Below are 24,676 nucleotides of genomic sequence, written 5' to 3' on the forward strand. Positions count from 1 at the left end.
AATATAAGAGTCCAGTCACCATCAGGTACGGCTGGATTTAGTCGGTTTGAGTTAGTTTATGGTGAATAATAATCACTCATGGAAATAGAGACTATTGGTGACCTGCGTTCTCAATCGCTTTCGTGTAGCATAAATAACAAAACTCACACTGCATTGAGCAGTGTTCTGATATTTGATACAGCCAGTTAACTTCGCTGTAATAATAAAGATAATAATTGATAGGTAGATTCATGGCTGAACGTCGTTTTAACTTACTATTCAGTGGCCAAATATTGAGTGACTTTGATGTTGCCACGGTCAAACAGAACCTCGTGTCACAGCTCAAACTCACCGATGAGCGAGTAGAGAAGCTATTTTCCGGCCGCTTATTAACCATCAAGAAGAATATGGCCGAGGCTGATGCCCTGCGTTTTCAGGCACTATTTGCCAATGCCGGTGCTAAGGCGTTGTTGAAGGAGGTCGCTGCTGAGGCTGCAGAGGTACCCGTGGCGACGGAACAAGAGACAGCAGAGCCCGCCGCGGTCGAACCTGTCGCAGTTGAAGCGCCGGTTGTAAAAGCAGAGGTGACATCAGCGCCTGAGACTGTTGTTGATGCTGAAGAGAGCGAAGAGCCAGCCGTTGTAAATAACGCCCAACCTGAGACGACCTCGGCGGATACACAACCGGTGGCCGGCAGTGTTGACTGCCCCCGGTGTGGTCATAACCAAAGCGCCGGCGAGAACAACTGCAATCATTGTAAGATGGATATGAGGGCCCACTTATTGCGGCTTAAAAAGCGTCAGCGTATCAAGCAGAAACTATCTGCGTAAACTTCCAGCCCTGACTATGTTGCGTTTTATCGCCGACTAGGCGAGGTGGCGGGTGAACCCCTACTCGCCGTTTTGATAGCAAAATTCATCGTGATATCGCCCGGCAATAATTGCTTGCAACGTCAGGCTTCAGTGGCTTGGAATACAGTAAAATATGCACTGCTAGTTGCGATCACCCCCGCTTGATTGAAGGCAAGCATTGGGCTGCTAATAACGTGATGGCTCCTCGGGGGTTGATCCTGATAGAGCCGCACGAATTTTTGATAAATCGTCCTAATAGCTTCTTTACCCTGTCCGTGAGGCCTTAGCTGGCTGTATTAACCACCTCGAAACTCACCATACGCTTGGGCACATCGACATCGGTGACAATCACGCTGACAGGCTGTTCGAGTTGATAGCTCACTTCTTTATTGCTCAGCGTCCAACGGCTTTGGTCGAGGCTCATCCGCTTGGCTTTTTCCTTGCTGCGAGTGCTGACAAAGCCGACCATGCCGTTATCGTCAAGCTTAACATTGAAGCCTACGCTGGTGGTATGACTGACGGTGCCAGAGAAGATTTTCCCCTTGAATTGCTCCATGTACTGACAGCTCAGCCAGCGTTCAAAATCATTGCTGGCCTGACGGCTTTTGGACAGCCCCTGCTTGATGGCTTCAATTAATTCCGGAGTGGGGGTGTCCGCAGTCTTACCGTTCAAGAACGCCTTGATAGCGCGATGGTTAACCAAGTCTGTGTACTTGCGGATAGGGGAGGTAAACGTGGTATAACTATCGAATCCAAGACCAAAGTGCGGTGCCGCGCTGGTGGTGATCTCAGAGCGCTGTAGGCTGCGGTTAAAAATGGATTTTAACGCCAGGCTGGTATCAGCTGTCGGCAGCGAACGTATAAAGGGCTTGTAGTTTTCTAGCTGCGCTAAGTCGGCGGGCTGCTGGCCTAGTTCTTCTTCAACTAATTTGTTGATGTCTTCAATCTTCTCGGGCTTAAAGCCGAGGTGGTTAATGAACAGGGCAGGGATGTCATTGCTGCTGAGGAAGCGAGCCGTTGCCTGGTTGGTTGCCAGCATGCACTCTTCAACGATGCGATGGGCGGCGGTACGCTCGGCTAAATAGACAGAATCAATCTTGCCGTTGTCGGCAAGGTTAAAACGGAACTCATCGCGCTCGTCCATAATTAAGTGCTGGCTTTTACGGTGTTTATTTAACCGTTGGGCAACCTGTTGAAGGCGGTCTATCGCAGGCTTCAGCTCGGGCTCGACCGTGTCTGTCTGTTGATCAATATAGCCGCCAACATCCTTATAGCTTAACTTAGCGCTGCTTTGAATAACGGCTTCTTCGAAGTGCTGATCGATAATTTGGCCGTCGTTGTCGATGGTCAGGCTGGCGACCAGGGCAAGCCTGTCTTGCAGCGGTCGTAACGAGCAAAAATTATTGGTTAATGCCGGCGGCAGCATCGGAGCCAAGGCACCGGGTAAATAACTGGACACCATGGTTTGTTGAGCCAGCTTGTCGAGGGCGGAGCCCTTGGCAATCAGGGCCGCGGGGTCTGCAATAGCGACTCTTAGGCGCCAGTTATCACCGTCTTGTTCGGCGTAGAGGGCGTCGTCCATGTCCTCGGTGCTGGCGGCATCGATGGTGACGAAATCGAGCTGACGCAGGTCGGTACGGGTGGCGGCCAGAGTATCGATCAGTGATTGATCGATGGCAGCTACCTCGGCGCTGGCGGCGTCGGACAAGGGCTGATTAAACTGGTTCTTGGCCAGGGTGTATTTGGCCTCGATGCCATCGTCATCCTGATGGCCGACTACTGCGATAATACAGGCCTGAGCCTTGCCTGTCTTGATCGGGTGGCGGTCGACCTTGGCTAATACAAAACAGCCGTCTTTGATCTTTTTGTGCTCGGCAGGTGGCAGGTAAATTAATCGTGACATGCGGTCAACATCAGGGCTGACAAACAGTGTCTTACCGCGGCTGGTGACTCTGGCATAGAATTGAGACAACGTGGATTCGATCAGTTTCTCAACCTCGGCATACTCTTTGCCCTGCTTGTCTTGGCAAATAGAGATTTCAATGCGGTCGCCAGGAAATACCTTGTCCATTTCTTCGGGGGGCAGGAATTGTTCACTGCCATCGTCGAGTACGGCAAAGCCAAAACGTTGCTGTGTCCCTTTGACGGTGGCGGTGAGAACTTCTTTATTGGCTTTGAGTGAGGCTTTTAGCTGGCCTAACTGGGATAAAGCGTTGTTATCAAACATGTAAGTACCGAGGATCAAGACGGGGGGGCTAAATTTGGGGGCTATTCTAAGCCCCTTTGGCCCTAAAGAGAATAGTTTAGCAGCGATTGCTCGCTATTTGTTTGCCCGTTGTTCGAGCACCACCAACGCGTCGATAATACGTTCGACATTGAAGTTAAACAGGCTGTCATCGCGGTTGTCACTGACATGGGGGAGAATACGCTGGTAAACGGCAATATCTTCAGGGTCCATATGATCCAATGCCTGACTGAGGCCAGCGTTTTCCTGGTCGCTCGACATCTGCATACCGTTCTCTAATAATGCCAGAGCGACGGTTTCGCGGGCCAGCCATCGCCCGACATCGGTAAAGGTTTTATCGTCAAGCTTGAGGCCATCGAGAATACAGTAAAGCTTCGCTTGTATGCCAAGCCAGCGTATCGGTATGGCGCCATTTTGCCCCAGTAACTTCACCACTTGAGGATAGTTGTAGAGATGATTGTGCACCGAGCTAATCCAGCCGCGTAACTGTTGTTGCCAGTGGTCGTTGGGGTCGATCTCCAGTACCAGTTTTTCCAGCACCATATTGCTGAGACTCTCTAGCAGATCATCACGGTTCTCAATGTGTGTATAGAGACTCATTGGAGCAACTTTCATCGTCTTAGCCAGACCGGTAATAGTAATGTCGGTCGAGGGTTCGCGCTGAAGCAAATCGAAGGCAGCGTCGAGAATTTGCAGACGGGAAAGCTTTGCAGGGCGGCCGCGTTTTTTTGCGGTGGCGGGGGGCTTTTGTGACAAGACGTGAACTCTCGAGTAGGCGGACAAGTACCTATAATAGCATTTGGGCCAATGTTTGGTCATCGCTGTTTGGGTGAGATTATTTGATCAATGTTTACCTAAAGGCAATTGTCTTTATAATTGACGCATATTTTTTGGTTTTTGAGCGAGGAGAGGCCGATGAGTTCAGATGAGGACTTGTTTGCTCAGCAGATGGCTGATGTAACCCCGGTTGAGGTTAAGCCGCGGGTAGATTTGAAAACCGGTGTCGGTAAATCGACACCTGGCGAAAAACGTCGGCGCCAAGCGGCGGTATCGAGTGAGGAAAAGCCGACGGATAATTATTTGACGGCTAATCATATTCCACCGGTTGAGCCATTGGCCGTGCTGGCGTTCCAGCGTGAAGGTGTTCAGCACGGTGTTTACCGCAAGCTTAAGCGGGGCAACTATGAACTGGAGGCAACTATTGACTTGCATAATATGACTGTCGAGCAAGCTCGGGTTGAGCTGTTTGATTTTATTCACCAGTGCCTGGAGTACGATGTGCGCACGGCACTGGTGACTCACGGCAAGGGAGATAGAAACCTCGATAACCCTGGGATCTTAAAAAGCTGTACCGCGCTTTGGCTAAAGGAAGTTACTGAGGTTATTGCCTTTCACAGTGCCCAGCCCCGTCACGGTGGTGTGGGATCTGTCTATGTTATGCTGAAAAAAAGTAAGGCGGCCAAAGAGCAAAATAGTAAAAACTACCGTCCCGACTAAGTGACACGCATTGGTTGTTGTACAATCGAGAAAATTATAATCAGAGGTATTTGACGTGGCAGTGTATACGGCCGAACAAAAGCTAAGTGTTATTAACGGATCACCTGCTGCTGTTGCAGCGCATAATAAGCGCGCTTGGTTGGCGCTGTTTGCCGAATACAATGTCGTCGAAGACCCTGTGGGTTCATGTCCTCATGTGAGTGGCATTTTTGATCATCGCAGTGGTCGACGAGGTAATAATGCATTGTCGCGCTTTTATGATTCTTTTATTGCCCCCAATATTATTACCTTCGATGTACAGCATGACATCGTTAACGGCAACACTGTGGTGCGTGACCTTAATATTGAGATTGCCATGTCAAAGCGGGTGGTGGTCACCGTACCAATGCACCTGCGCTACCGTCTCAGTGAGGAGCAGGGGGCACTGAAAATTAGTCATTTGGCTGCCTACTGGGAATTACTACCCATGGTTAAGCAGGCCTTTGGCTTTGGTGTCGACAGCCTGTTAACCCTCAGTAACATGGGGCTTCGGTTACTGCGTAATATGGGGTTGTCTGGATTGTGGGGATTTGTTGGCGGGCTGCGCGGTGTCGGTCACAATGGCAAGGTGTTAGTGCAAGAGATGTTTTCGGCGCTGAATAACCATGATGCTAACCATTTGCAGTTGTTGATCGACCGTGATGTTGGCAGGCCTTGCTTGGCTGGACCGGACGGTGTTGCGATTAGTAGCAGCCATTTTGTATTGCAGCACCCAGGGACATTCAGTGTCGGCAAGGTAATTAGTTCAGGCTACAGTTGCAGCGCCAGCTTCAATTATCAGGATGGGGACCGCAGCGTTGCCGGGGTAATGATTGCGGACTGTGCCCGCGGTAGTGGCAAAATAACCGCCGCCCACTTCTTTGTGCAAGCTGATCAGGCGGTCTAAGATCGGTTAGCTAATCAGCGTGTCCTTGGCTTGATTAATTTGTGCGGCAAGGAAATCACTGCCGCCTCGATCGGGGTGCATTTTCTGAATCAGCCGTTTGTGTGCCTTAATAATCTCTTCTTTCTCCGCGCCGGGCTGCAGGCCTAAGATGGCCAAGGCCTCGGCTTCAGCCATCGATGTGTTGGCTGGAGGGGTGGATTGTTGTTGCTGCTGTTTGCCTCGATGGCGAATAAGATAGGCGGCCAATAAACGGCGGGATTTTGCATCTTCCTGGCAGTCTTTTTCAAGCTGTTTTATTTCTCTATCATTAAGGTCGCTCAGCTGTCGGCCTTCGAACCTGCCCTGCACAACTATGCCATCGATATTGCCATTGGCTGAATCTATGGACAGTTGAATAAAGCTGCTGCTGATTTTTGCACGGCCTAAGCCGCTGCGGCTGAGCAGCCCTTGAGCAAACGGTAAGTAGCGAATAATCAACGGTAAGAACCGGCGTCCAAAGGCGAAAGTAGTTGCGGCAATTGCTCCTAACCATGACGCCTTGCCGGTTAGTGCTGCGATAACAGTCATGATGACAACGGCACCGATGCCATATTGCCATAGCATTTTTTTGCGTTTTTGCGGAGACGCTTGGCGGTATAATAGGTAAAGAATGTAGAGGCCGCCGATAAGGGCGAGCAGAAGTATAAGACGGGACACGCGTATTCCTACTAAAAAGAGCTTAAAGCTACTTTAACAGTAAATATTATCAAAACGATAGCATGCCATAGATTTGTTGAGTTTAGGTGTCAAAATCGTGCCGATGAGATGACAGCCGTAGCTCAGTGTTTTTTACCATTGAGTAACACGGAGATAGCCGACAGCGTATCGGGGTCCTGCGATTTGATTTGATTGGCAATATGATGCTGGAAAAAATACTTGAATGCAGGATTGTCACCGGCAGGATAAAGGGCTGGGTCGCCGGGTAAGACAGGGGTATCGGTGATTTTATTTTCGTCGATCAGCATGGCCTGAACAGAGCCGTTGGCCAGCAGTCGCCAACTGAGTACTTCCGTCAGCGTGATAGAATTTGTTTTGCGTTCGCAAAGTAGTGCATGGGTGCCAATGGTATCGGCAAACTGCTGCAGTACATCGTCGGGTTCGGCAGACTCGGTACCGAAGTATTCTGCCGAATGAATAAGGCTGCTAATTTTGTGCTCGGGTGGCTCGTCAAACACCGTTTCGCTGCAGGTTTCATAGTAACCTTCCCACTGCCCGTCGACCGGGCTGTTGAGTTCGCTGCAGGGGTAGATGTTGTCGAGCCAGGGAACCAGGGCGTCGACCTGGCCGTTTTCTCGTAGCGCCCAGCACAGGATGCTCATGCGGTAGAGCTTGGCGTTGTTGGTATTGTTGGTATACAACATGCTGATGCCGTCGCACTCAGGGGACAGGCGAACGATTCTACTATCATTTTCCTTGCAAACTGGCCTGCCGCTGAAAATATTAACAACGTTGGCCTTATTATCGCTGCCTTTAACCGTGTGCATAATTACAGCCTTTGGTTGATCCATAGACGGAGTAAACCGCTATTTAACCTAGCTCTGATATACAGTATAGGACATCTGTTTTGTCGTTTAGTTATGCGCTATACCTGATCAAGTTATAGTACAATCCGCTGCTAATGTGAAAAATCAACGTTTTATCGCCACTGAATCGGTATTACGCCCCCGTTAAATCCCTATTGTTCGTAGGAGATGTGTTTTGCTTGCCCAAAGCCAGCCACCTCAAGCTGTACCCGCCGACCTCGATGGACGCCATAATTACCCGGTGTTAATCAGCCTGTTCAATCAGTTATTTGCCGCACGCCTCAATACTCGGCTGGTACTCGGCGATCATGAACCGCTTTACTTGCCGGCTGATGATGACTGTGGCTATCACCGTATTATTTTTGCTCATGGCTTCTTTGCCAGTGCGTTGCATGAGTTGGCTCACTGGTGTGTGGCGGGTGAGGCGAGAAGACAGCAACTCGATTATGGCTATTGGTATATTCCCGACGGCAGGACAGCGGCGCAACAACAAGCTTTTGAACAGGTAGAGGGGCGAGCGCAGGCGGTTGAGTGGCTGCTGGCCAGGGCCTGTGATTTCCGCTTTCAGGTGTCAGTTGACAACCTCACCGGTGAGGCTGGCGATAGCTCGGCCTTTAAGCAGATAGTATTTAGCTCATTGCAGCAGCTTTTAGCCACAGGTGTGAACGAGAGGGTCGGAGCACTGGTGGCGACATTTGGCCAGCATTTTGGCGCCGAGAATATGCTCGATGTGACGACTTATTGTGTCGAGCAGTTAGATTAACCGTGAGTGGCCTGTGTGCAATGGCTGCCAGTATCGTGAGTGGTGATAGACCGTGTTAAAAATTGTTGCCGATGAGAATATCCCGCTGGCCAAAGAGACCTTTGCTGCGCTGGGTGAGGTTGTGCTGCTGCCTGGACGCAACATGCAGGCGGCGGATGTTGTGGATGCAGATTTGCTTGTGGTCCGCTCGGTCACGCCGGTAAATCAGGCCTTGTTAGCGGGTAGTCAGGTGAAATTTGTTGGCACCTGTACCATTGGTACCGATCATGTTGATCTCGAATATTTGGACGAACAGGGTATTGGCTTTAGCAATGCACCGGGTTGCAATGCAGTGTCGGTGGTGGAGTATGTCATTGCCGCGCTGTCGCATTTGTGGCGCAACCAGCAGTTTGAATTTCTATCTAAAACTGTCGGCATTATTGGCCTTGGCATGGTGGGCGGCAGGCTGTTTAACGCGCTGCAGGCAATGTCGGTCGAGGTCATGGGTTATGATCCGTTGATCGATAGCGGCTGCTATACGCCGATGGTGGAACTCGAGCAGGTGTTGGCCTGTGATATTGTCTGTATCCATGCGCCGTTGACCAAGACCGGCCCATACCCCAGTGAGCATATGCTGGCTATTGAGCAGCTGGCTCTGCTAAAAACCGGTGCGGTGTTAATCAATGCGGGCCGCGGCGGTGTCATCGACAATCGGGCGCTGTTGCAATTGTTACCTCAGCGGCAGGACTTAACCGTGATTTTAGATGTCTTTGAGGGTGAGCCAGCCATCGACTTATCACTGTTGCCTTTGTTAACAATAGCGACGCCGCATATCGCTGGCTATAGCTTTGATGGCAAGGTGGCAGGCACGTCGATGGTGTATCAAGCGGTGTGTCAGCACTTTGACCTAGGGGTGGCCGACGGTGGCGTCAGTTTAGCCGCCGTTTCATGGCCTGAAGAGCAAGCAGAGTGTTTGCAAAAAGCAGCTCTGTATGAGGCTATCAGTCTGATTACTCGATGTTTCTATGATATTGCAAATGATGATAAGACGACACGGCAGTCGCTGACGGCGGCGGATAAACTCGGTCGGGCGGATGAGGCCTTCGATCAACTGCGCAAACAATACCCGGTCAGGCGTCAATGGCAGGGCTTAACATTGGAATTAGATGCGTTGGACGAGGGTGAACAGCGCATTTTGAATGCCATGCTCAGTATCTAGCCACCAGATTATGGCTAACTGAGGTTGTTCGCACTGTTAAGCGCGACTAAACCGGTGAAAGAAGCGGCGTGAGAAATTGAAAAGCCGCTCGGCGGTTATTGCAGGTTTGGCCTTGGCTTCATCAATTTTTAGTTGTTTCAGTACCATGGTCTCGCAGGCGTGATCAATCATCGTCGGGGTGATCTCAACCTCTGTGCCGTATTGGTCTATCACTGCGGCACGATGTAAGACACTGTCTTCCAAGCGTGTGTAGTCAGTTTGAGGGCTATTATTGCTGTCCATATTAACCTCTGTTTCGCTCGCTGTAGATGGCGGGTAAGACTCGCCAATCACTCTTTTATTGTCGTTATAGTAGGGGTTGGATATGTCAGTTTAGTGTCGGTAAATAAAATATCATCTGTTTTGTTTTACTGACAATTTCTCTCGCGGCAGGTTGTTCACGGTATGGCTATGTACATGTCGTGATCAGAGGCTCTGTCAGGTGAGTCATTACTAACACCGGCCAGTTATAATAAGTTGTTCTTAAAATCCAGGGGTGTAATAGCTGAGTGTTATTTGCAGGCAGGCGCTTGCTTTCAGCTTGATGCATGACATAGGTGGCCATCGACTCAGCCTCGATTGAGCGGCGTTAGCTTTACTGGAGTGATAAGGGGTAATTTAAGCCACTAAGCGATATAATAGCCGCCAGCAAGATTGTAGATTCTGAAGTATTGATAAGTGATAGGTAGATTTAACCGTGGCAAAAAAACAAGAACCGGGGCGTATCCGGGAAGAGAACAGCCAGCTTATACTGTCGGTGGCCGAGCAGGCATTCGTTAAACATGGCTATAAGGGCACCAGTATGCAGGCCATTGCCGACGCGGCAAAACTGCCGAAGGCTAATCTACATTATTATTTCGGCTCTAAGTCGGCACTTTACAGTGCTGTCTTAGCCGGTATTGTACAGCGCTGGGATGCGGTGGTAGACGATGTCGACAGGGATGCAGACCCCGCCGAGGTCTTGGAGCGCTATATCTGTGCCAAGGTTGATCTCACTATTGAGTCACCTGCGGCCTCTAAAATCTTTGCCATGGAAATTATCCAAGGTGCGCCCTATGTGATGGATCATATGAAGACCTCGTTACGGGAATGGTTCAGAGAAAAAACGGATATCTTTCAGAGCTGGATTGATCAGGGCAAAATGGCTGACGTCGATCCCGAGCATTTAATGTTTATGATTTGGTCAACAACGCAACACTATGCCGACTTCGATACCCAGATTCTGACCCTGACCAATAAACAGGAATATGAGCCGCAGGACGTCGAGAAGATAAAAACGTTTCTCTGTCGAATGATACTTGCCGGTTGCGGCCTAACATCTAGCAGGTCTTAACCGACTATGTTTACCATCGGATTAGTCATCAATCCTTATGCAGGGCTCGGTGGCAGTGTCGCGCTCAAGGGCAGTGATGGCAGCGCTGCCCGTCAGCAGGCCTATGCACTGGGTGCCGAATCCAAAATCGCCAGTCGCCTGGCCATCGTGCTTAATCAATTGAATGATTATCGGCAGCAAATTCAGTTTATTAGCTTTGATGGTTTGCTGGGGGCAGACTACTTGTCTGCAGCTGGCTGGGATTGTCAGATTATCGGCGATAGCAAGCATGCCGAAACAACGGCAGAGGATACCGAGGTGGCGGCAGCGGCACTGGAGTGTGCCGGTGTCGATTTACTGCTGTTTGCCGGCGGTGACGGCACCGCCCGCAACATTGTTAATGCGGTCAGTGATCAACAGCCCGTGCTGGGGCTTCCCTGTGGTGTTAAGATGCATTCCGGTGTGTTTGCTATATCGCCACTGGCGGCGGCCACGGTAATTACTCAGTTACTCGATGGCAGCCTGGTCAGTGTGGCCATGCAAGAAGTGCGAGACATCAATGAGGATGATCTACGGGCGGGCAGAATCCAATCGAAATACTACGGTGAGCTGCTGGTACCCGATGAGGTGCGCTATATACAGTCAACCAAGGTATCGGGGCGAGAGGTTGAAGAGTTGGTCGTGGCCGATATTGCCGCTGAGGTGGTCGAATCGATGGATGATGACATCCTCTATATTATCGGCCCCGGCACCACCCCTGCCGAAATCATGCACCAGCTGTCGCTGGATAATACCCTGCTTGGCTTCGATGTGGTTTTTCAACATAATAGTGTGGTGTCCGACGCAACTGAGCAGCAATTACTCACTGCAATAGAGCAGCATCATGGCGAGGTCAAGGTGGTGATTACCGCCACCGGTGGTCAGGGACATTTGATTGGCCGCGGCAATCAGCAGCTGAGTGCGGCGGTATTACAACAATTGGATAGGGCGTCGTTAATCATCGTGGCTACCAAGACCAAGCTGGAAGAACTCGAGGGACGACCGCTGAGGGTTGATAGCAGCGATGTCGACTTGGACAGTGCGCTTGCCGGTTACTATCAGGTGGTGACGGGTTATCGCGACTATGTCATGTATCAGGTGGCGGGTTAAGGCTATCTATTGCTTGTCGATAATGTGTCGATGGCTATAATACTCTCCCTCTATTTTGACTGGCCCTGTTATGCTTGCTGCAGCTCTTGAATCCACCCCAATACGACTGGCGACTATCCTAGCCGACACCGAACTTAGTCGGCATCAGAGTCAGCGTTTATTTCACGGTCGGGGCCATTGCTTCGACGGCTTCGAGGCCTTGTCAGTCGACTACCACCCCGGTGTGGTATTGGTCACCCTGTTTGCTGAATTGGCCGATAATCAATTAGCTGCGTTAACGGCAAGCCTTCGGCAAGTCATCGATAAATCTGCGTTTGCTCAACTGACAGTCATCATTCAGCGCCGTTATCTGCCGTCAGCTCCGTCCGAACAACTCTGTGGTGATTTACCGAAGCACCCGGTGGCGAGAATAGGTCGCTTGGAGTTCGCGTTAACGTATATGAGCAAGCAGAATATCGGATTTTTTCTCGATATGGCGCCGGGACGAAGTTGGCTGGCTAAGCGTTCAAAGCAACGCCGGGTATTGAATTTATTCTCCTATACCTGTGCCTTGTCGGTGGTGGCATCGGCGGCGGAGGCGGCCTCGGTGATCAATATGGACATGAGCAAGGCGGCGCTGTCGGTGGGGCGGCAGAATCATCTGTTAAACCGGCTCCCAGCCAAACAGCACGGGGTGCAGTTTCTTGCCCATGACATTATGAAATCCTTTGGCAAGATTGATAAACTTGGCCCCTTCGACACGATTATTGTCGATCCGCCGTCGTTTCAAAAAGGCAGTTTTATCGCCGACAAGCATTACGGCAAAATATTGCAGCGATTGAAGCCTAATCTGGCTCCGGGTGGTGACATTTTGTTGTGCTTAAATGCACCGGAGATAGCGCCGCAGTTTATCGAAGATTTGGTGGACGAGCACTGGTCTGAGCTGAACTTTGTCGGGCGGTTGGCGGCGCATGCTGATTTCCCCGAGGTTGATCGTGCCCGCGGTTTAAAGTTGATGCATTACACCTGTGCGCGGTCGCAATAAAGCGGTTACAAAATCAGCTGCCGGGTGATTTGGCCGATGGCAAAGGAGTCACGTTGCTCCAAGGCTGCACGAAGATGGTGGATGCGACTGCGGCGATAATTAACCACTGAGGTCGGGGTTTGCTCGTCGCAGGACTCGCCATCGGCTTGCTTCTCTACAGGTATGGCCTGGGTCAGCCGAGACAGTGCTTTTTGGCTCAGCCGGGCGCCATCGATAGATTCTTGCTTCTCGACCTGTTGATAGCGAATAAACCCCTCTTCTTCCAGCCACAACATGGCACCTAAACAGCTCTGATGGCGTTCACTGTGGAGGCCGTACTGGTCGATGCTGTCGGGGCCGGAAATATCTTCAACATAGAGAGTGAAAGGACGGGGGAAATGTTGGTAAAGGGCCAGCAGAATCAGTCCGCAGTCCTTATAGAAGTCGTTGATATGGATGTCAGTCATATTGAAATCATTGTTATTCTTGATGACCGGCGCCGTTAAACGGCGCCATGAGCGTGAATTGTTGCACTATAGCCCAAGTTATTTGTTGCGGTAGCGCTCAAGAAAGGCGGCGAAGCGGTCGATGGCGTCGCCGAGAATCTCTTTGTGTGGCAAAAATACAATACGGACGTGGTGCGTGTCGTCCAGGTTAAATGCGCTGCCGTGGACTAAGAGGATTTTCTCTTGCTGCAGTAAATCAAGGACAAACTGTTCGTCATCGGCAATGGGGTATATCTCTGGGTCGAGGTGGGGAAACATATAAATCGCCCCCTCGGGTTTGACGCAGCTGACCCCGGGTATCTGATCGAGTTTCTGCCAGGCCAGGTCACGCTGTTCTTTCAGACGGCCGCCATCAATCACCAAATCGTTGATGCTTTGATAGCCGCCGAGTGCTGTCTGTACGGCATATTGAGCCGGCACGTTGGCGCACAGTCGCATCGAGGCCAGCATGTCGATTCCCTCAATATAATTACTGGCCTTCTCCTTGGCGCCGGAGAGTATCATCCAGCCAGAGCGGAAACCGGCCAGACGATACGACTTCGAGAGGCCGTTAAAGGTGATGATAAAGACATCGTCCGCCAGTGAGGCGGTGGGAATGTGTTGGGCTTCATCGTAAAGAATCTTGTCGTAAATCTCATCGGAAAACAGCATCAGGTTGTGTTTACGCGCCAGCGCAATGACCTGCTCAATCAACTCTTTCGAATAGACGGCGCCGGTGGGGTTGTTTGGGTTGATCAACAAAATGGCCCGGGTGCGCGGGGTGATCTTGGCTTCTATATCGTCAATGTCAGGGAACCAGCCCTTTTGTTCATCGCACTTGTAATGAATGGCATTGCCGCCGGCGAGGTTGACCGCCGCCGTCCACAGCGGATAATCAGGTGCTGGGATTAACAACTCGTCGCCATTGTTCAGCAGTGCCTGCATAGTCATTACAATCAACTCACTGACGCCGTTGCCCATGTAAATATCGTTGATGGCAACATTTTTGATATTGAGTTTTTGACAGTGCTGCATGACAGCTTTGCGAGCGCTGAACAAGCCCTTGGACTCACAGTAACCCTCCGCCTTGGCTAGGTTGTAAATGACGTCTTGTAATATTTCATCGGGGGCGTCGAAGCCAAACGGGGCCGGGTTACCGATATTGAGTTTGAGAATACGTTGACCCTCTTCCTCCATGCGGTTTGCTTCTTCGAGTACTGGCCCGCGGATGTCATAGCAGACGGCGTTTAGCTTGTGAGATTTTGAGATACTAGTCATGGCAGTCTATGGTTAAGCGCAAATGCGCTCATCATTATTTGAGTGAGTTGTTTCGGACGTATTATCACTAAAGTGTACCATGACTATCGACTGAGTGGTTGTGCTAAACGCTCGGTCTTGTTAGTTTTTGTCAATAACACTGACGGGGTATAACCCGGTAAAAAGGCAGAGGGAAAAATGAAGAAGACAGCAGAGCAATGGCGTCAGCAACTCGATGAAGAAAGTTATCGCGTCTGTCGCGAAAAAGGCACGGAGAGACCTTTTACCGGCAAGTATAATGATCATCGCGAGCGGGGCGAATATGTTTGTATCTGTTGCGGTGAGAAACTGTTCGAATCGGCGACAAAGTTCGATGCTGGCTGTGGTTGGCCGAGTTTTTATCAACAGGCCAGTGAGAGCGTCGGCAGCCGTGAGGATAGCACCCTGGGTATGTCAAGGACGGAGATTATCTGTACCAACTGTGACAGTCACCTGGGCCATGTCTTTACTGACGGGCCGGATCCAACCGGGCTGCGCTATTGTGTTAACTCTGTATCCTTGGATTTTAAGCCAGCGGAATAAAGGCTTGCGATAATGGTTAAAAAACCACCGAAGCTGTTGTTAAATAGTTGCTTTTTTAATCAATAGAATAATTTTTGAGTTTTATTGTAAACAGGGCTTGACGAAATATGGGTGGGTACATACAATGCGCCCCGTCTTGAGGAGTTGGCCTCCTCGAAGCAAAATCAATAGCAACAACACGTCAGTCGCGTTGTTAACGATTAAGCAAGGCATCGCGTCCCGTTCGTCTAGAGGCCTAGGACACTGCCCTTTCACGGCAGTAACAGGGGTTCGAGTCCCCTACGGGATGCCATTGCGGGAATAGCTCAGTGGTAGAGCATCACGTTGCCAACGTGAGGGTCGCGAGTTCGAATCTCGTTTCCCGCTCCAAATTTAAAAAGCCGGCTTTTTAGCCGGCTTTTTTTCGTCTGTTATTTTTGGCCTGTGGCCAAGCTCAGAGATGACTATTATATTGTGGTGACTTGAATTTTATTTATTTAACACCATTTAATGGACACCTCGTTCGACGACATCAAGCGGCATTAGTAATCACTATGACAAACGCATTATCGATCAAAAATCTAAGCAAGCAATACGGCAACGGCTTCGAAGCCCTGAAAGGTGTCAATTTAACGGTGGAGGCGGGAGACTTTTTTGCCTTGCTCGGCCCTAATGGCGCCGGTAAATCGACGACCATCGGGATTATTTGTTCGCTGGTCAACAAGACCGGCGGCAGTGTTGAAATCTTCGGTGTTGATATCGACCAGGATTTTGCCGAAGCCAAAAAATACATTGGTGTGGTGCCGCAGGAATTTAATTTTAATGTGTTTGAGCGGGTCATCGATATTGTGGTCAATCAGGCGGGTTATTACGGTATCCCCCGCAGTGAGGCGTTGCCTCGTGCCGAGAAATACCTGCGTAAACTCAGCCTGTGGGATAAGCGTTTTAACCCGGCGAGAGAGTTGTCCGGCGGCATGAAACGTCGATTGATGATTGCCAGGGCGCTTATTCATGAGCCTCAACTGCTGATTCTCGATGAGCCAACTGCCGGTGTTGATATCGAGATTAGACGCTCGATGTGGGAGTTTCTGCAGGAGATTAATCAACAAGGTACGACGATTATTTTGACCACACACTACTTGGAAGAAGCTGAACAGCTCTGCCGGAACATCGCCATTATTGATAGCGGTAATATTGTCAAAAACACCAGTGTAAAATCGTTATTGCAAACCCTGGATAAGGAAACATTGGTGCTCGACAGCGTTGAGCTATTACCCGCAGCGGTTGTACTGGCTGGATTCGATAGCCGCCGTGTGGATGATCATGCAATCGAGGTGGACATTCATAAGGGGCAGTCGCTCAATGATTTGTTTCTTGCGCTACAGGCCTGCGATATCAGCGTTGCCAGTTTAAGAAATAAAACCAACCGGTTAGAAGAGTTGTTTGTGTCGATGACTGGCGCTAATGCAGGGGAGGATAAATAGTGGATTTTCAGGGAAACCTAGTCGCCTTTAAGACTATTTTAGGTAAAGAGATTCGACGTTTTATGCGCATTTGGGTGCAGACCCTCGTGCCGCCGGCGATTACCATTATGCTGTATTTTGTTATTTTTGGTAATTTGATAGGCTCGCGTATCGGTGAGATGGGCGGCTATAGCTATATGCAGTTTGTGGTACCGGGTTTGATTATGATGGGGGTGATTACCAACTCCTATTCCAACGTGGTGTCATCATTTTTTAGTGCTAAATTTCATCACAGCGTAGAAGAGTTGTTAGTATCGCCGGTGTCGAATTCGGTCATCCTTGGTGGCTATGTGCTCGGCGGTGTGGTGCGCGGCTTGTTAGTGGGTTTGATCGTCACAGTGTTGTCGTTATTTTTTGCCGAGGTAGCGATTTATAATATTTATATCACCGTCTCCATCGTCTTTCTTACCTCGTTATTATTCTCTTTGATGGGGTTTGTGAATGCGGTCTATGCCAATAGCTTTGACGATATTTCAATTATCCCAACCTTTGTATTAACGCCGTTGATTTATCTGGGCGGGGTATTTTACTCGATTGATTTATTACCTGATTTTTGGTCGGGTTTGTCGCAGCTAAACCCTATACTTTATATGGTCAATGCCTTCCGCTACGGCATTCTTGGCCATAGCGATATCGATGTGACTTATGCCTTTGCCATCGTCGGTTTCTTTACCGTGACGCTGTGGCTGTTGTGCTTACATTTACTGTCGACCGGCAAACGTCTGCGTCAGTAAGTATGTTTATAGTGTTAGAAAACATTTGTTTTAGAAGATTAAGGTAAACCGTTATGTCTAATGATTATCTTGCCGAGCATACGACGCTGGGCCAGGCGACAGAAAATATCTATACCTATACGCCGTCGTTACTGTGCCCGATTCCTCGTACCGTGGCACGGCAAGAGCTGGGCTTGGACGGTCTGTCACTACCCTTTAATGGCACCGATATTTGGACTGCCTACGAGGTTTCTTGGCTGGGGCAAAGCGGAAAACCAGAAATTGCCATTGCCGAGTTTAAGTTGCCGGCCACCTCGGCCAATATTATCGAATCCAAGTCGTTCAAAATGTATCTTAACTCGTTTAATCTGACCCGCTTCGATAGCTGGGCTGAAGTCAGCGAGGTGATGACCAAGGATTTATCCGCCGCAGCAGGCGCCCCTGTGTGGGTCACCCTGTTAACGCCTGCGCAAATGCAGCGGGCTGGGGTGACAACGCCAAAGGGTGTCTGTCTCGATGATCTCGACATTAATGCCGAGGTCTATATGCCTGAGCCCAGTCTGTTATCGACCTTGGATGAGGTCGTGGCCGAGGAGGTCTATAGCGATCTGTTTCGCTCATGCTGCCCGGTCACTGGCCAGCCCGATTGGGCCACGGTGTCGGTGATCTACAAGGGTAGCAAGATTGATCATCAGTCGTTGTTGAGCTACTTAGTCTCGTTCAGGGACAAGGCTGAATTCCACGAGCAGTGTGCCGAGCGTATTTTTACCGATATTAATCAGCACTGCCAGCCACAGGAACTAACTGTTTTTGCCCGCTTCCTGCGCCGTGGTGGTCTCGACATCAACCCCTGGCGTAGCAATGTTCGCGAGGCGCCGCTGTTTCAGCGACTCAGCCGCCAATAACAGGGTATAGATATGGTCGCTGCCGACATAACACTTGCCATTAGTCAGGTGATTAGTTAAAGTAGCGGCCGTTTTGAGGGAGACCTCATTTGTGGACAGGTGGCCGAGTGGCTGAAGGCGCACGCCTGGAAAGCGTGTAACGGGAAACCGTTCGAGGGTTCGAATCCCTCCCTGTCCGCCATTCTTTATGCCTTTTCTGGCAGCTCTTTTTTCATTCTTTTTGAACTCTTTTTGTTTGCCCCTGTCCATATGCTAGACTGATGACTTCCTATATTCAGGGTTTATTGTGCTTTCTACCACTCGCCATAAGCTACAGCGCAATCGCTTTTACTGGGTTAACACCTTGGTAATAATGCTTGTTGCCGCCTGGATTTTAGGCCTGTGTTTGATGACCGGGCCATTGTCCTCCACGGACATGGCTTCACATCATTCGATGTCATCTGCACCAGCCAAGTTAATGGTTATGGAGCCGATGATGGCGATGGATGAGCACGAATGTTGCGAGCCTAGCATCGCAACATCCTGTGAAACAGGCACCGAGCTCAATCTGCAGCAATGGTCAGAATGGCTCAATGTTGCCATCTACCTTGCTGTTGCCCTGTTAGTCTGTTGGTCGCTACTCAGTCAGTTTCGTGCTGAGGTGCAGCGATACTTCGTGACTAAATCCCCGCCGATATATCTCTTAACCTGCGTTTTCCGTCACTAGCCACCGCCTCTGCGTGCTGCTTTGTTGAGTTCTGCTAACACCTCGGTGTTATCACATGGCTTAACCGTGCTGTGCACGCGCTATTCAGCGGTGGGTAATTATCTGTTGTTACCCGCCTGAATCCTCCAATTGTTTAGGAATACCCGGGGGGGGTGTGGTGACTATTTATAAAACAACGACGCTGTTGGTGCCGGTACTGTGTGGCTTATTGTCGGTGAACAGCAGCTTGGCGGATACGCTGGGTGGTTTGTCGGTTGAGGCTGATTCTGTTGACGCAGAGAGTTATCAAGCGAGCTCAACGCAACCTTTAAGTCTGCAGCAGGCAGTGGTACTCGCCCTTGCCAATGAGCATGGCATCCGCGCGTTACTCAACAGTGGGCAGGCCATGCGACAGCGGGCAAAGTCCGGTGATAGCTGGCAAGACCCGACAATTAAGTTCGGTGTATCCAACCTGCCAACCGACAGCTTCGACCTCGACCAGGAAGGCATGACACAGTTAAAGCTGGGGATTACTCAACCGCTGCCGAGAGGGGACAGCAATAATATTGAGGCTGCGGTGTTTGATTATCAGGCGGCCTCTCAGTACGCGCTGGCTGGCGAGAGGGGGTTGCAGGTGAGGCAAACCGTCGCCATCAGCTGGCTTGAACTCTGGTATGCCGAACAGGCGACGACCATCTACCGCAACGATCGACAGCTGTTTGCCGATTTGCTGGCGGTGACCGAGTCGCTCTATCGTGTCGGTAAGCGTAATCAGAATGATGTGTTGCAGGCTCAGTTAGAAATCGATCGGCAAAGAGACTGGCATCATCGCTCAATAGCCGATGTGAATAGTCGCAGAGCGGCGTTAACCCAATGGTTAAATGTCAGTGACAGTCAGCGTTCACTGGCGACAGGGCTGCAGCCGACAATAGTAAATGTGGATGGCGATGATTATCAAAAATTATTAATCCACCCTGCGATAGTCTCGATAGAGAGCCAAATGTCTGCCCAGCGTCAGCAGTTGGCGCTGGCCAAGGAAGCCTATAAGCCAGCCTGGGCCGTCACCGTGGAATACGGTAAGCGTTATGCCGAAGACGGTATCGGTGATCAGTTGCCCGACATGCTAACGGCGATGGTCAGTGTGGATGTGCCGCTGTTTACTGGTAACCGACAAGATCCGATGTATCAGGCCAGCCAGCATGAGTTGTCATCGGTGACCGAACAGCGTCAGCAGGCTTTGCGCTTAATGCGTTCAAGGCTGGATTCGCTAATCGCAGAGCAGCAGCAGTTGATACAGCGGCTAAGCCTTTATCAGACACGACTGGTGCCCACATCAGAACAAAGTGCGGCGGTAAGTTTAAGCGCCTACCAGAGTGGTCGCGGCAGCTTTAAAGAAGTTGTCGACAGCCGGTTGGCGGTTCAGCAATCGAAGATCAGCCTGTTACGTTTGACCGCTGATTTAGAAATATTAAATACCAAACTGCAGTATTTCTTACAGCCCTTACCCGATGAATTGCTGACTAATTACGCGATTAATTAACCGATTTGCTTATGTTCAGCGAGGAAAAAATAATGAAAAACTCAGTGTTAGTATCGATTGTCGCCGTCAGTGTTGTTGCCGGTATTTTGTTAGAGAAACAGTGGCCAATGACTGTTATGCCAATGGTCGATGGCGCCATAGAACAAGACCAGCCGCTGTACTGGGTGGCGCCAATGGATGATCAGTATCGTCGTAATCAGCCGGGTAAATCGCCTATGGGAATGGATTTAGTGCCCGTCTATTCGGAGGCTGAAAATCCATCGCTGGTCACCATATCGCCGACGGTTGAGCAAAATCTGGGGTTGCGAGTGGCCGAGGTTGTCGATCAGCCGATGAATCGCTCGATAGAGACGGTCGGCTTTGTGCAACTCGACGAGGAAGAACTCAGTCATATTCATGTCCGTGTTGATGGGTGGATAGAGCAGCTGGAGGCGACTGCTGTAGGAGATAAAATCGAGGCAGGACAGCGGCTTTTTAAGTTTTATTCGCCGGCACTGATCAGTGCTCAGGAAGAATATATTGTGGCGTTAAACAGTGCCAACAGGCCCTTGGTCGAGGCCTCCAGAATACGTTTACTATCGCTGGGAATGAACCCGCGAGACCTGCAGCAATTGAATAGCACTAAGAAGGCGCTGCAGCTGGTCAATTTTTATGCTCATCGTGATGGCTTTATCACCGATTTATCGGTGCGCGAGGGCATGTATATCAAGCCCGATAGTGAGGTGATTGCCATTGCCGATTTAAGTTCGGTCTGGGTCATTGCCGAGGTGTTTGAGCGTCAGGCAGCCTGGCTTGCACAGGGGCAGTCGGTGTTGATGACGACGGTGAGCGGAGCGGGGCGTCAGTGGCGGGGCGAGGTTGAGGCGATATATCCAGTCCTGCAACAGCAGACTCGGACGGTACAGGTGCGTATTCGTTTCGACAATGCAGATTTTTCGTTGAAACCGAATATGTTTGCCAACTTAACCATCAAGGCCGATGAAGATGGCCATCGCCTGCAGGTGCCCAGTGAGGCGGTGATACAGGGGGGGCGTTTCGACCGTGTGGTTAAGAGGTTGGGTGATGGCCGGTATCGCAGTGTCATCATTAAAAAAGGCATCGAGTTTGGCGGTATGATTGAAATTCTCGAAGGGCTCAGCAGTGGCGATGAGGTGGTCGTTTCGGCACAGTTTTTGATCGATTCTGAATCGAATATTGAGGCGGAAATCGCTCGGCTCGATGGTATGCGTGAGTCGGCTGTGGAGGACGAAACGGCGATAAAAAAACAGCCAGCACGCGGAGCGATGCGCTGTGGTGCCGACATGGATATGTCTGAAACCGGTAAGGGGCAGCAACCATGATAACGTCGATAATTTACTGGTCTATCCACAACCGTTTCTTGGTGTTGCTGGCAACGGCCTGCATCATAGTGGCCGGCGCTTACAGTATCAAAAATACCCCCATCGATGCCCTGCCGGATTTGTCGGACGTACAAGTCATCGTAAAAACCAGTTACCCGGGACAGGCGCCGCAAGTCGTGCAGGATCAGGTGACCTACCCGTTGACGACGGCGATGCTGTCGGTGCCCAAGGCAAAAACAGTCAGAGGCTTTTCGTTTTATGGGGACTCCTATGTCTATGTGATCTTCGAAGAGGGCACCGACCTGTATTGGGCGCGATCTCGGGTATTGGAGTATCTGAGCCAAATCAGTGCCAAGCTGCCAGCACAGGCCAAGGCCGAGCTTGGCCCCGATGCCACCGGTGTTGGCTGGATTTATCAGTATGCCCTGATCGATCGCAATGGCGGCCATGATTTGGCGCAGTTACGGGCTATTCAGGATTGGTTTTTAAAATTTGAGTTGCAGGCGGTGGCTGGGGTTTCTGAGGTCAGTACTGTCGGCGGTATGGTGAAGCAATATCAGGTGATTGTAGAGCCCGATAAACTGCGCGCCTATAATATACCGTTATCGATGATTTCGACGGCCATTAAACAGGCTAATCAGGAATCGGGTGCCTCGGTGATCGAAATGGCCGAGGCCGAATACATGGTCAGAACCACCGGGTATTTACAGTCAATTGAAGACATAAAACAAATTCCCTTAGGGGCGGTTAGCTCTGGCACGCCAGTGTTGCTGCACCATATCGCCAACATCGTCGAGGGGCCGCAAATGCGCCGCGGCATTGCCGAGCTCAATGGTGAGGGTGAGGCTGTCGGCGGCATTGTGGTAATGCGATCCGGAGAAAATGCCCAGCAGACAATAGCGCGGGTAACGGCTCGACTCGAGACACTGAAACAGGGTTTGCCCGAGGGTGTCGAGGTGGTCGAGGTCTACAACCGAGCCAAGCTAGTCGACTCGGCACTGGCTAATTTGCAACAGAAATTGATTGAAGAATTTATTGTTGTGGCACTGGTTTGTGCGTTATTTTTATTCCATTTTCGCTCGGCCATAGTCGTAGTGATTAGTCTGCCGGTGGGCATACTGGCGGCGATTATCATCATGTATTGGCAGGGCATTAACGCGAATATTATGTCCTTAGGGGGAATTGCCATTGCGATTGGTGCGATGGTTGATGGCGCTATTGTAATGATTGAAAACCTTCATAAACGTATTGAGGGGCGGCAGCTGACCAGCGAACAGCGTTGGCGAGTGGTGGCGCAGTCATCGGCTGAGGTTGGGCCGCCGTTGTTTTATTCACTTGTTATTATTACCGTCAGCTTTTTACCGGTGTTCGCTTTGGAGGCGCAGGAGGGCAAAATGTTTGCCCCATTGGCTTACACCAAAACCTTTGCCATGGCGGCGGCGGCTGGTTTGGCGATTACTTTGGTGCCAGTATTAATGGGGTATTTAGTGCGGGGTAGAATTCGCAGCGAAAACGAAAACCCGATTAACAAGGCCTTAATCTCGGCGTATCGTCCGTTGCTTTCGATACTGTTGTGTCACCCAAAGAAGGCGATAGTTGCTGCTATGGCCTTTACGGTGGTGGGCTTGATGCCGCTCAGTCAACTGGGCTCAGAGTTTATGCCGGAACTGGATGAAGGGGATTTGATGTATATGCCGACGACGTATACGGCGATCTCTGTCGGTAAGGCGAGGGAGGTTTTGCAGCAGACCGACAAATTGATTAAGACGCTGCCCGAAGTGAAAACCGTATTCGGAAAAATTGGTCGTGCTGAAACGGCGACGGACCCAGCCCCATTAACAATGATTGAGACAGTGGTTCAGTTCCATCCGCAGTCCATGTGGCGGCCCGGTATGACCCGAGATAAAATACAGCAGGAGTTGAGCCGGTTAGTCGATTTGCCGGGGCTGAGTAACGCCTGGGTTATGCCGATTAAGACCCGAATCGACATGTTGGCAACGGGGATAAAAACCCCTGTGGGTATTAAAATCGCAGGAGATAACCTCAGCCAAATTGAGGATATAGCGAAACAGTTAGAGATGCTGTTGCCGACGATTGCCGGCACAACCTCGGTGTATGCAGAGCGTGTTGTTGGTGGCCGCTATATCACCGTCGATATCGATCGCACTAAGGCGGCCCGTTATGGCCTGAGTATTGCGAGTGTTCAACAGGTTGTCAGTACCGCGGTCGGTGGCATTAATGTCAGTGAGACGACGGAGGGCCTGGAGCGATTTCCGATTAACATTCGCTACCCTCAGCGTTATCGCGACTCTGTCGAGGCATTGAAATGGCTGCCGATAGTGACGCCCAGTGGTGGCACTATTCCACTCAGCGATGTGACGAACATCAGTGTCGAGGAGGGGCCTGCGGCGATAAAAAGTGAAAACGCTCGCTTAAACGGCTGGGTGCTAATCGATATACAGGGGCGAGACCTTGGCAGTTATGTGCACGAGGCCATGCAACTGGTTGCCGACGCGGTGGTGTTGCCGCCAGGGTATTCGCTGAACTGGTCGGGGCAGTATGAATACATGGAGCGGGCCAAGCAAAAACTCACCATTGTTGTACCGATTACCGTGCTGATTATTGTGCTGCTGCTATACCTCAACTTTCGCCGGCCACAGGAGGTGTTGCTGATTATGCTGACACTGCCGTTTGCCATGGTAGGCGGTATTCTCTATCTATCGCTGGCCGGTTATCAGTTGTCCGTCGCTGTCGGTGTCGGCTTTATCGCCCTTGCCGGTGTCAGCGTAGAGGTGGGCGTGCTGATGTTGGTGTATTTAAATCAGGCGCTGGAAGAGGCAGGTGAGGTGTCAGATTTAACCACTGCCCAGTTATGTGAATTGGTCTTGACGACTGCGGCGCGACGGGTGAGGCCGATAGTGATGACGGCGATCACGGTTATTATTGGCTTGGTGCCGGTGATGATCAGTGATGGTACCGGCAGTGAGGTGATGCAGCGGATCGCCGCGCCGATGGTTGGCGGCATGCTGACGTCGTTGATACTGACGTTGTTGGTGTTGCCCTGTGTGTATTTCTTGTGGCGACGGAAGGGGCTGGGCTAGCGTAGGGGGGCGCTGTCGGCCTGCTCAGGCCGGCAGCGTTATC

23 protein-coding genes and 3 tRNA genes are annotated in these 24,676 nt (G+C 50.7%); 19 read left to right on the plus strand and 7 right to left on the minus strand.

All coding sequences use genetic code 11. The features are described from left to right. The first annotated feature begins 230 nt into the window (after window positions 1–230). Window positions 231–809, plus strand: coding sequence for a zinc ribbon domain-containing protein (locus tag L9P87_RS14060; RefSeq protein ID WP_237445380.1), 579 nt, complete (start codon window positions 231–233; stop codon window positions 807–809). 304 nt (window positions 810–1,113) lie between these two features. Here the strand turns inward: L9P87_RS14060 and L9P87_RS14065 are convergent, their stop codons facing one another. Then, a complete protein-coding gene (locus L9P87_RS14065) occupies window positions 1,114–3,057 on the minus strand; it encodes a VacB/RNase II family 3'-5' exoribonuclease (protein WP_237445381.1) in 1,944 nt (647 codons plus the stop codon). Between the two features lie 93 nt (window positions 3,058–3,150). Further along, the gene (locus L9P87_RS14070) at window positions 3,151–3,831 is read right to left on the minus strand and encodes a TetR/AcrR family transcriptional regulator (protein WP_237445382.1); all 681 of its coding nucleotides are present in this window, start codon (window positions 3,829–3,831) and stop codon (window positions 3,151–3,153) included. 159 nt (window positions 3,832–3,990) lie between these two features. On the opposite strand from L9P87_RS14070, the gene smrA reads away from it, so the two are divergent. Next, entirely contained in the window at window positions 3,991–4,572 is a 582-nt protein-coding gene (gene smrA / locus L9P87_RS14075) for a DNA endonuclease SmrA (RefSeq protein ID WP_237445383.1), read from the plus strand. A 55-nt stretch (window positions 4,573–4,627) separates the two neighbouring features. Next, window positions 4,628–5,497 carry a nuclear transport factor 2 family protein gene (locus L9P87_RS14080; protein WP_237445384.1) on the plus strand — a complete coding sequence of 290 codons (870 nt, stop codon included), beginning with the start codon at window positions 4,628–4,630 and terminating at the stop codon, window positions 5,495–5,497. A 6-nt stretch (window positions 5,498–5,503) separates the two neighbouring features. Here L9P87_RS14080 and L9P87_RS14085 read toward each other — a convergent pair whose 3' ends face one another. Both L9P87_RS14085 and L9P87_RS14090 read right to left on the minus strand, forming a co-directional pair. Further along, window positions 5,504–6,193, minus strand: a complete 690-nt coding sequence (locus tag L9P87_RS14085; RefSeq protein ID WP_237445385.1) for a DnaJ domain-containing protein — start codon at window positions 6,191–6,193, stop codon at window positions 5,504–5,506. Window positions 6,194–6,315: 122 nt separating this feature from the next. Continuing rightward, window positions 6,316–7,020, minus strand: a complete 705-nt coding sequence (locus L9P87_RS14090) for a hypothetical protein (RefSeq protein ID WP_237445386.1) — start codon at window positions 7,018–7,020, stop codon at window positions 6,316–6,318. Window positions 7,021–7,234: 214 nt separating this feature from the next. Here L9P87_RS14090 and L9P87_RS14095 point away from each other — a divergent pair, with 214 nt between their 5' ends. Both L9P87_RS14095 and L9P87_RS14100 read left to right on the plus strand, forming a co-directional pair. Beyond that, entirely contained in the window at window positions 7,235–7,822 is a 588-nt protein-coding gene (locus L9P87_RS14095; protein ID WP_237445387.1) for an elongation factor P hydroxylase, read from the plus strand. Between the two features lie 52 nt (window positions 7,823–7,874). After that, complete coding sequence (locus L9P87_RS14100) at window positions 7,875–9,020, plus strand: 4-phosphoerythronate dehydrogenase (protein WP_237445388.1); 1,146 nt, start codon at window positions 7,875–7,877, stop codon at window positions 9,018–9,020. A 36-nt stretch (window positions 9,021–9,056) separates the two neighbouring features. Here the strand turns inward: L9P87_RS14100 and L9P87_RS14105 are convergent, their stop codons facing one another. Beyond that, window positions 9,057–9,302, minus strand: a complete 246-nt coding sequence (locus tag L9P87_RS14105; protein WP_237445389.1) for a PA1571 family protein — start codon at window positions 9,300–9,302, stop codon at window positions 9,057–9,059. A 454-nt stretch (window positions 9,303–9,756) separates the two neighbouring features. On the opposite strand from L9P87_RS14105, the gene L9P87_RS14110 reads away from it, so the two are divergent. The 3 genes from L9P87_RS14110 to L9P87_RS14120 all read left to right on the plus strand — a co-directional run bounded on the left by L9P87_RS14110 (window position 9,757) and on the right by L9P87_RS14120 (window position 12,544). Then, the gene (locus tag L9P87_RS14110) at window positions 9,757–10,392 is read left to right on the plus strand and encodes a TetR family transcriptional regulator C-terminal domain-containing protein (protein WP_237445390.1); all 636 of its coding nucleotides are present in this window, start codon (window positions 9,757–9,759) and stop codon (window positions 10,390–10,392) included. 6 nt (window positions 10,393–10,398) lie between these two features. Then, window positions 10,399–11,520 (plus strand): ATP-NAD kinase family protein, encoded by a 1,122-nt coding sequence (locus L9P87_RS14115; protein ID WP_237445391.1) that lies wholly within the window; start codon window positions 10,399–10,401, stop codon window positions 11,518–11,520. A 70-nt stretch (window positions 11,521–11,590) separates the two neighbouring features. Then, window positions 11,591–12,544: a class I SAM-dependent methyltransferase gene (locus L9P87_RS14120; protein ID WP_237445392.1), complete on the plus strand. Its 954-nt coding sequence runs from the start codon at window positions 11,591–11,593 to the stop codon at window positions 12,542–12,544. A 5-nt stretch (window positions 12,545–12,549) separates the two neighbouring features. Here L9P87_RS14120 and L9P87_RS14125 read toward each other — a convergent pair whose 3' ends face one another. Both L9P87_RS14125 and L9P87_RS14130 read right to left on the minus strand, forming a co-directional pair. Further along, window positions 12,550–12,990: a hypothetical protein gene (locus L9P87_RS14125; RefSeq protein ID WP_237445393.1), complete on the minus strand. Its 441-nt coding sequence runs from the start codon at window positions 12,988–12,990 to the stop codon at window positions 12,550–12,552. Window positions 12,991–13,068: 78 nt separating this feature from the next. Further along, window positions 13,069–14,286: a pyridoxal phosphate-dependent aminotransferase gene (locus L9P87_RS14130; RefSeq protein WP_237445394.1), complete on the minus strand. Its 1,218-nt coding sequence runs from the start codon at window positions 14,284–14,286 to the stop codon at window positions 13,069–13,071. A gap of 177 nt (window positions 14,287–14,463) precedes the next feature. Between L9P87_RS14130 and msrB the strand changes: the two genes are divergently transcribed. From msrB to L9P87_RS14185, 11 genes are all read left to right on the plus strand, one after another. Then, window positions 14,464–14,847, plus strand: coding sequence for a peptide-methionine (R)-S-oxide reductase MsrB (msrB, locus tag L9P87_RS14135; RefSeq protein WP_237445395.1), 384 nt, complete (start codon window positions 14,464–14,466; stop codon window positions 14,845–14,847). 216 nt (window positions 14,848–15,063) lie between these two features. Next, window positions 15,064–15,139 (plus strand) — tRNA-Glu (locus L9P87_RS14140). Window positions 15,140–15,141: 2 nt separating this feature from the next. Further along, window positions 15,142–15,216 (plus strand) — tRNA-Gly (locus L9P87_RS14145). A 164-nt stretch (window positions 15,217–15,380) separates the two neighbouring features. Further along, the gene (locus L9P87_RS14150; RefSeq protein WP_237445396.1) at window positions 15,381–16,310 is read left to right on the plus strand and encodes an ABC transporter ATP-binding protein; all 930 of its coding nucleotides are present in this window, start codon (window positions 15,381–15,383) and stop codon (window positions 16,308–16,310) included. Continuing rightward, window positions 16,310–17,083: an ABC transporter permease gene (locus L9P87_RS14155; protein ID WP_237445397.1), complete on the plus strand. Its 774-nt coding sequence runs from the start codon at window positions 16,310–16,312 to the stop codon at window positions 17,081–17,083. The genes L9P87_RS14150 and L9P87_RS14155 overlap by 1 nt, the downstream gene beginning before the upstream one ends. 53 nt (window positions 17,084–17,136) lie before the next feature. Beyond that, window positions 17,137–17,967 (plus strand): NADPH-dependent 7-cyano-7-deazaguanine reductase QueF, encoded by an 831-nt coding sequence (gene queF / locus L9P87_RS14160; RefSeq protein WP_237445398.1) that lies wholly within the window; start codon window positions 17,137–17,139, stop codon window positions 17,965–17,967. A 93-nt stretch (window positions 17,968–18,060) separates the two neighbouring features. Further along, window positions 18,061–18,148: transfer RNA gene (locus L9P87_RS14165), tRNA-Ser, on the plus strand. A gap of 105 nt (window positions 18,149–18,253) precedes the next feature. Further along, window positions 18,254–18,673: a hypothetical protein gene (locus L9P87_RS14170; protein WP_237445399.1), complete on the plus strand. Its 420-nt coding sequence runs from the start codon at window positions 18,254–18,256 to the stop codon at window positions 18,671–18,673. 157 nt (window positions 18,674–18,830) lie between these two features. After that, the gene (locus L9P87_RS14175; RefSeq protein ID WP_237445400.1) at window positions 18,831–20,192 is read left to right on the plus strand and encodes a TolC family protein; all 1,362 of its coding nucleotides are present in this window, start codon (window positions 18,831–18,833) and stop codon (window positions 20,190–20,192) included. A 32-nt stretch (window positions 20,193–20,224) separates the two neighbouring features. Then, window positions 20,225–21,532 (plus strand): efflux RND transporter periplasmic adaptor subunit, encoded by a 1,308-nt coding sequence (locus L9P87_RS14180; RefSeq protein WP_237445401.1) that lies wholly within the window; start codon window positions 20,225–20,227, stop codon window positions 21,530–21,532. Further along, a complete protein-coding gene (locus tag L9P87_RS14185; protein WP_237445402.1) occupies window positions 21,529–24,633 on the plus strand; it encodes an efflux RND transporter permease subunit in 3,105 nt (1,034 codons plus the stop codon). Before L9P87_RS14180 ends, L9P87_RS14185 begins: the two co-directional genes overlap by 4 nt. Window positions 24,634–24,676: the final 43 nt, after the last annotated feature.

The organism is Sinobacterium norvegicum (assembly GCF_923077115.1).
GTDB classification, from domain to species: Bacteria; Pseudomonadota; Gammaproteobacteria; order Pseudomonadales; family Sinobacteriaceae; genus Sinobacterium; species Sinobacterium norvegicum.

Coding starts and splice junctions, on each gene's coding strand:
- smrA (WP_237445383.1), top strand. CDS start 3,991: ATGAGTTCAGATGAGGACTTGTTTGCTCAGCAGATGGCTGATGTAACC.
- L9P87_RS14120 (WP_237445392.1), top strand. CDS start 11,591: ATGCTTGCTGCAGCTCTTGAATCCACCCCAATACGACTGGCGACTATC.
- L9P87_RS14105 (WP_237445389.1), bottom strand. CDS start 9,302: ATGGACAGCAATAATAGCCCTCAAACTGACTACACACGCTTGGAAGAC.
- L9P87_RS14150 (WP_237445396.1), top strand. CDS start 15,381: ATGACAAACGCATTATCGATCAAAAATCTAAGCAAGCAATACGGCAAC.
- msrB (WP_237445395.1), top strand. CDS start 14,464: ATGAAGAAGACAGCAGAGCAATGGCGTCAGCAACTCGATGAAGAAAGT.
- L9P87_RS14180 (WP_237445401.1), top strand. CDS start 20,225: ATGAAAAACTCAGTGTTAGTATCGATTGTCGCCGTCAGTGTTGTTGCC.
- L9P87_RS14125 (WP_237445393.1), bottom strand. CDS start 12,990: ATGACTGACATCCATATCAACGACTTCTATAAGGACTGCGGACTGATT.
- L9P87_RS14065 (WP_237445381.1), bottom strand. CDS start 3,057: ATGTTTGATAACAACGCTTTATCCCAGTTAGGCCAGCTAAAAGCCTCA.
- L9P87_RS14115 (WP_237445391.1), top strand. CDS start 10,399: ATGTTTACCATCGGATTAGTCATCAATCCTTATGCAGGGCTCGGTGGC.
- L9P87_RS14130 (WP_237445394.1), bottom strand. CDS start 14,286: ATGACTAGTATCTCAAAATCTCACAAGCTAAACGCCGTCTGCTATGAC.
- L9P87_RS14060 (WP_237445380.1), top strand. CDS start 231: ATGGCTGAACGTCGTTTTAACTTACTATTCAGTGGCCAAATATTGAGT.
- queF (WP_237445398.1), top strand. CDS start 17,137: ATGTCTAATGATTATCTTGCCGAGCATACGACGCTGGGCCAGGCGACA.
- L9P87_RS14185 (WP_237445402.1), top strand. CDS start 21,529: ATGATAACGTCGATAATTTACTGGTCTATCCACAACCGTTTCTTGGTG.
- L9P87_RS14090 (WP_237445386.1), bottom strand. CDS start 7,020: ATGCACACGGTTAAAGGCAGCGATAATAAGGCCAACGTTGTTAATATT.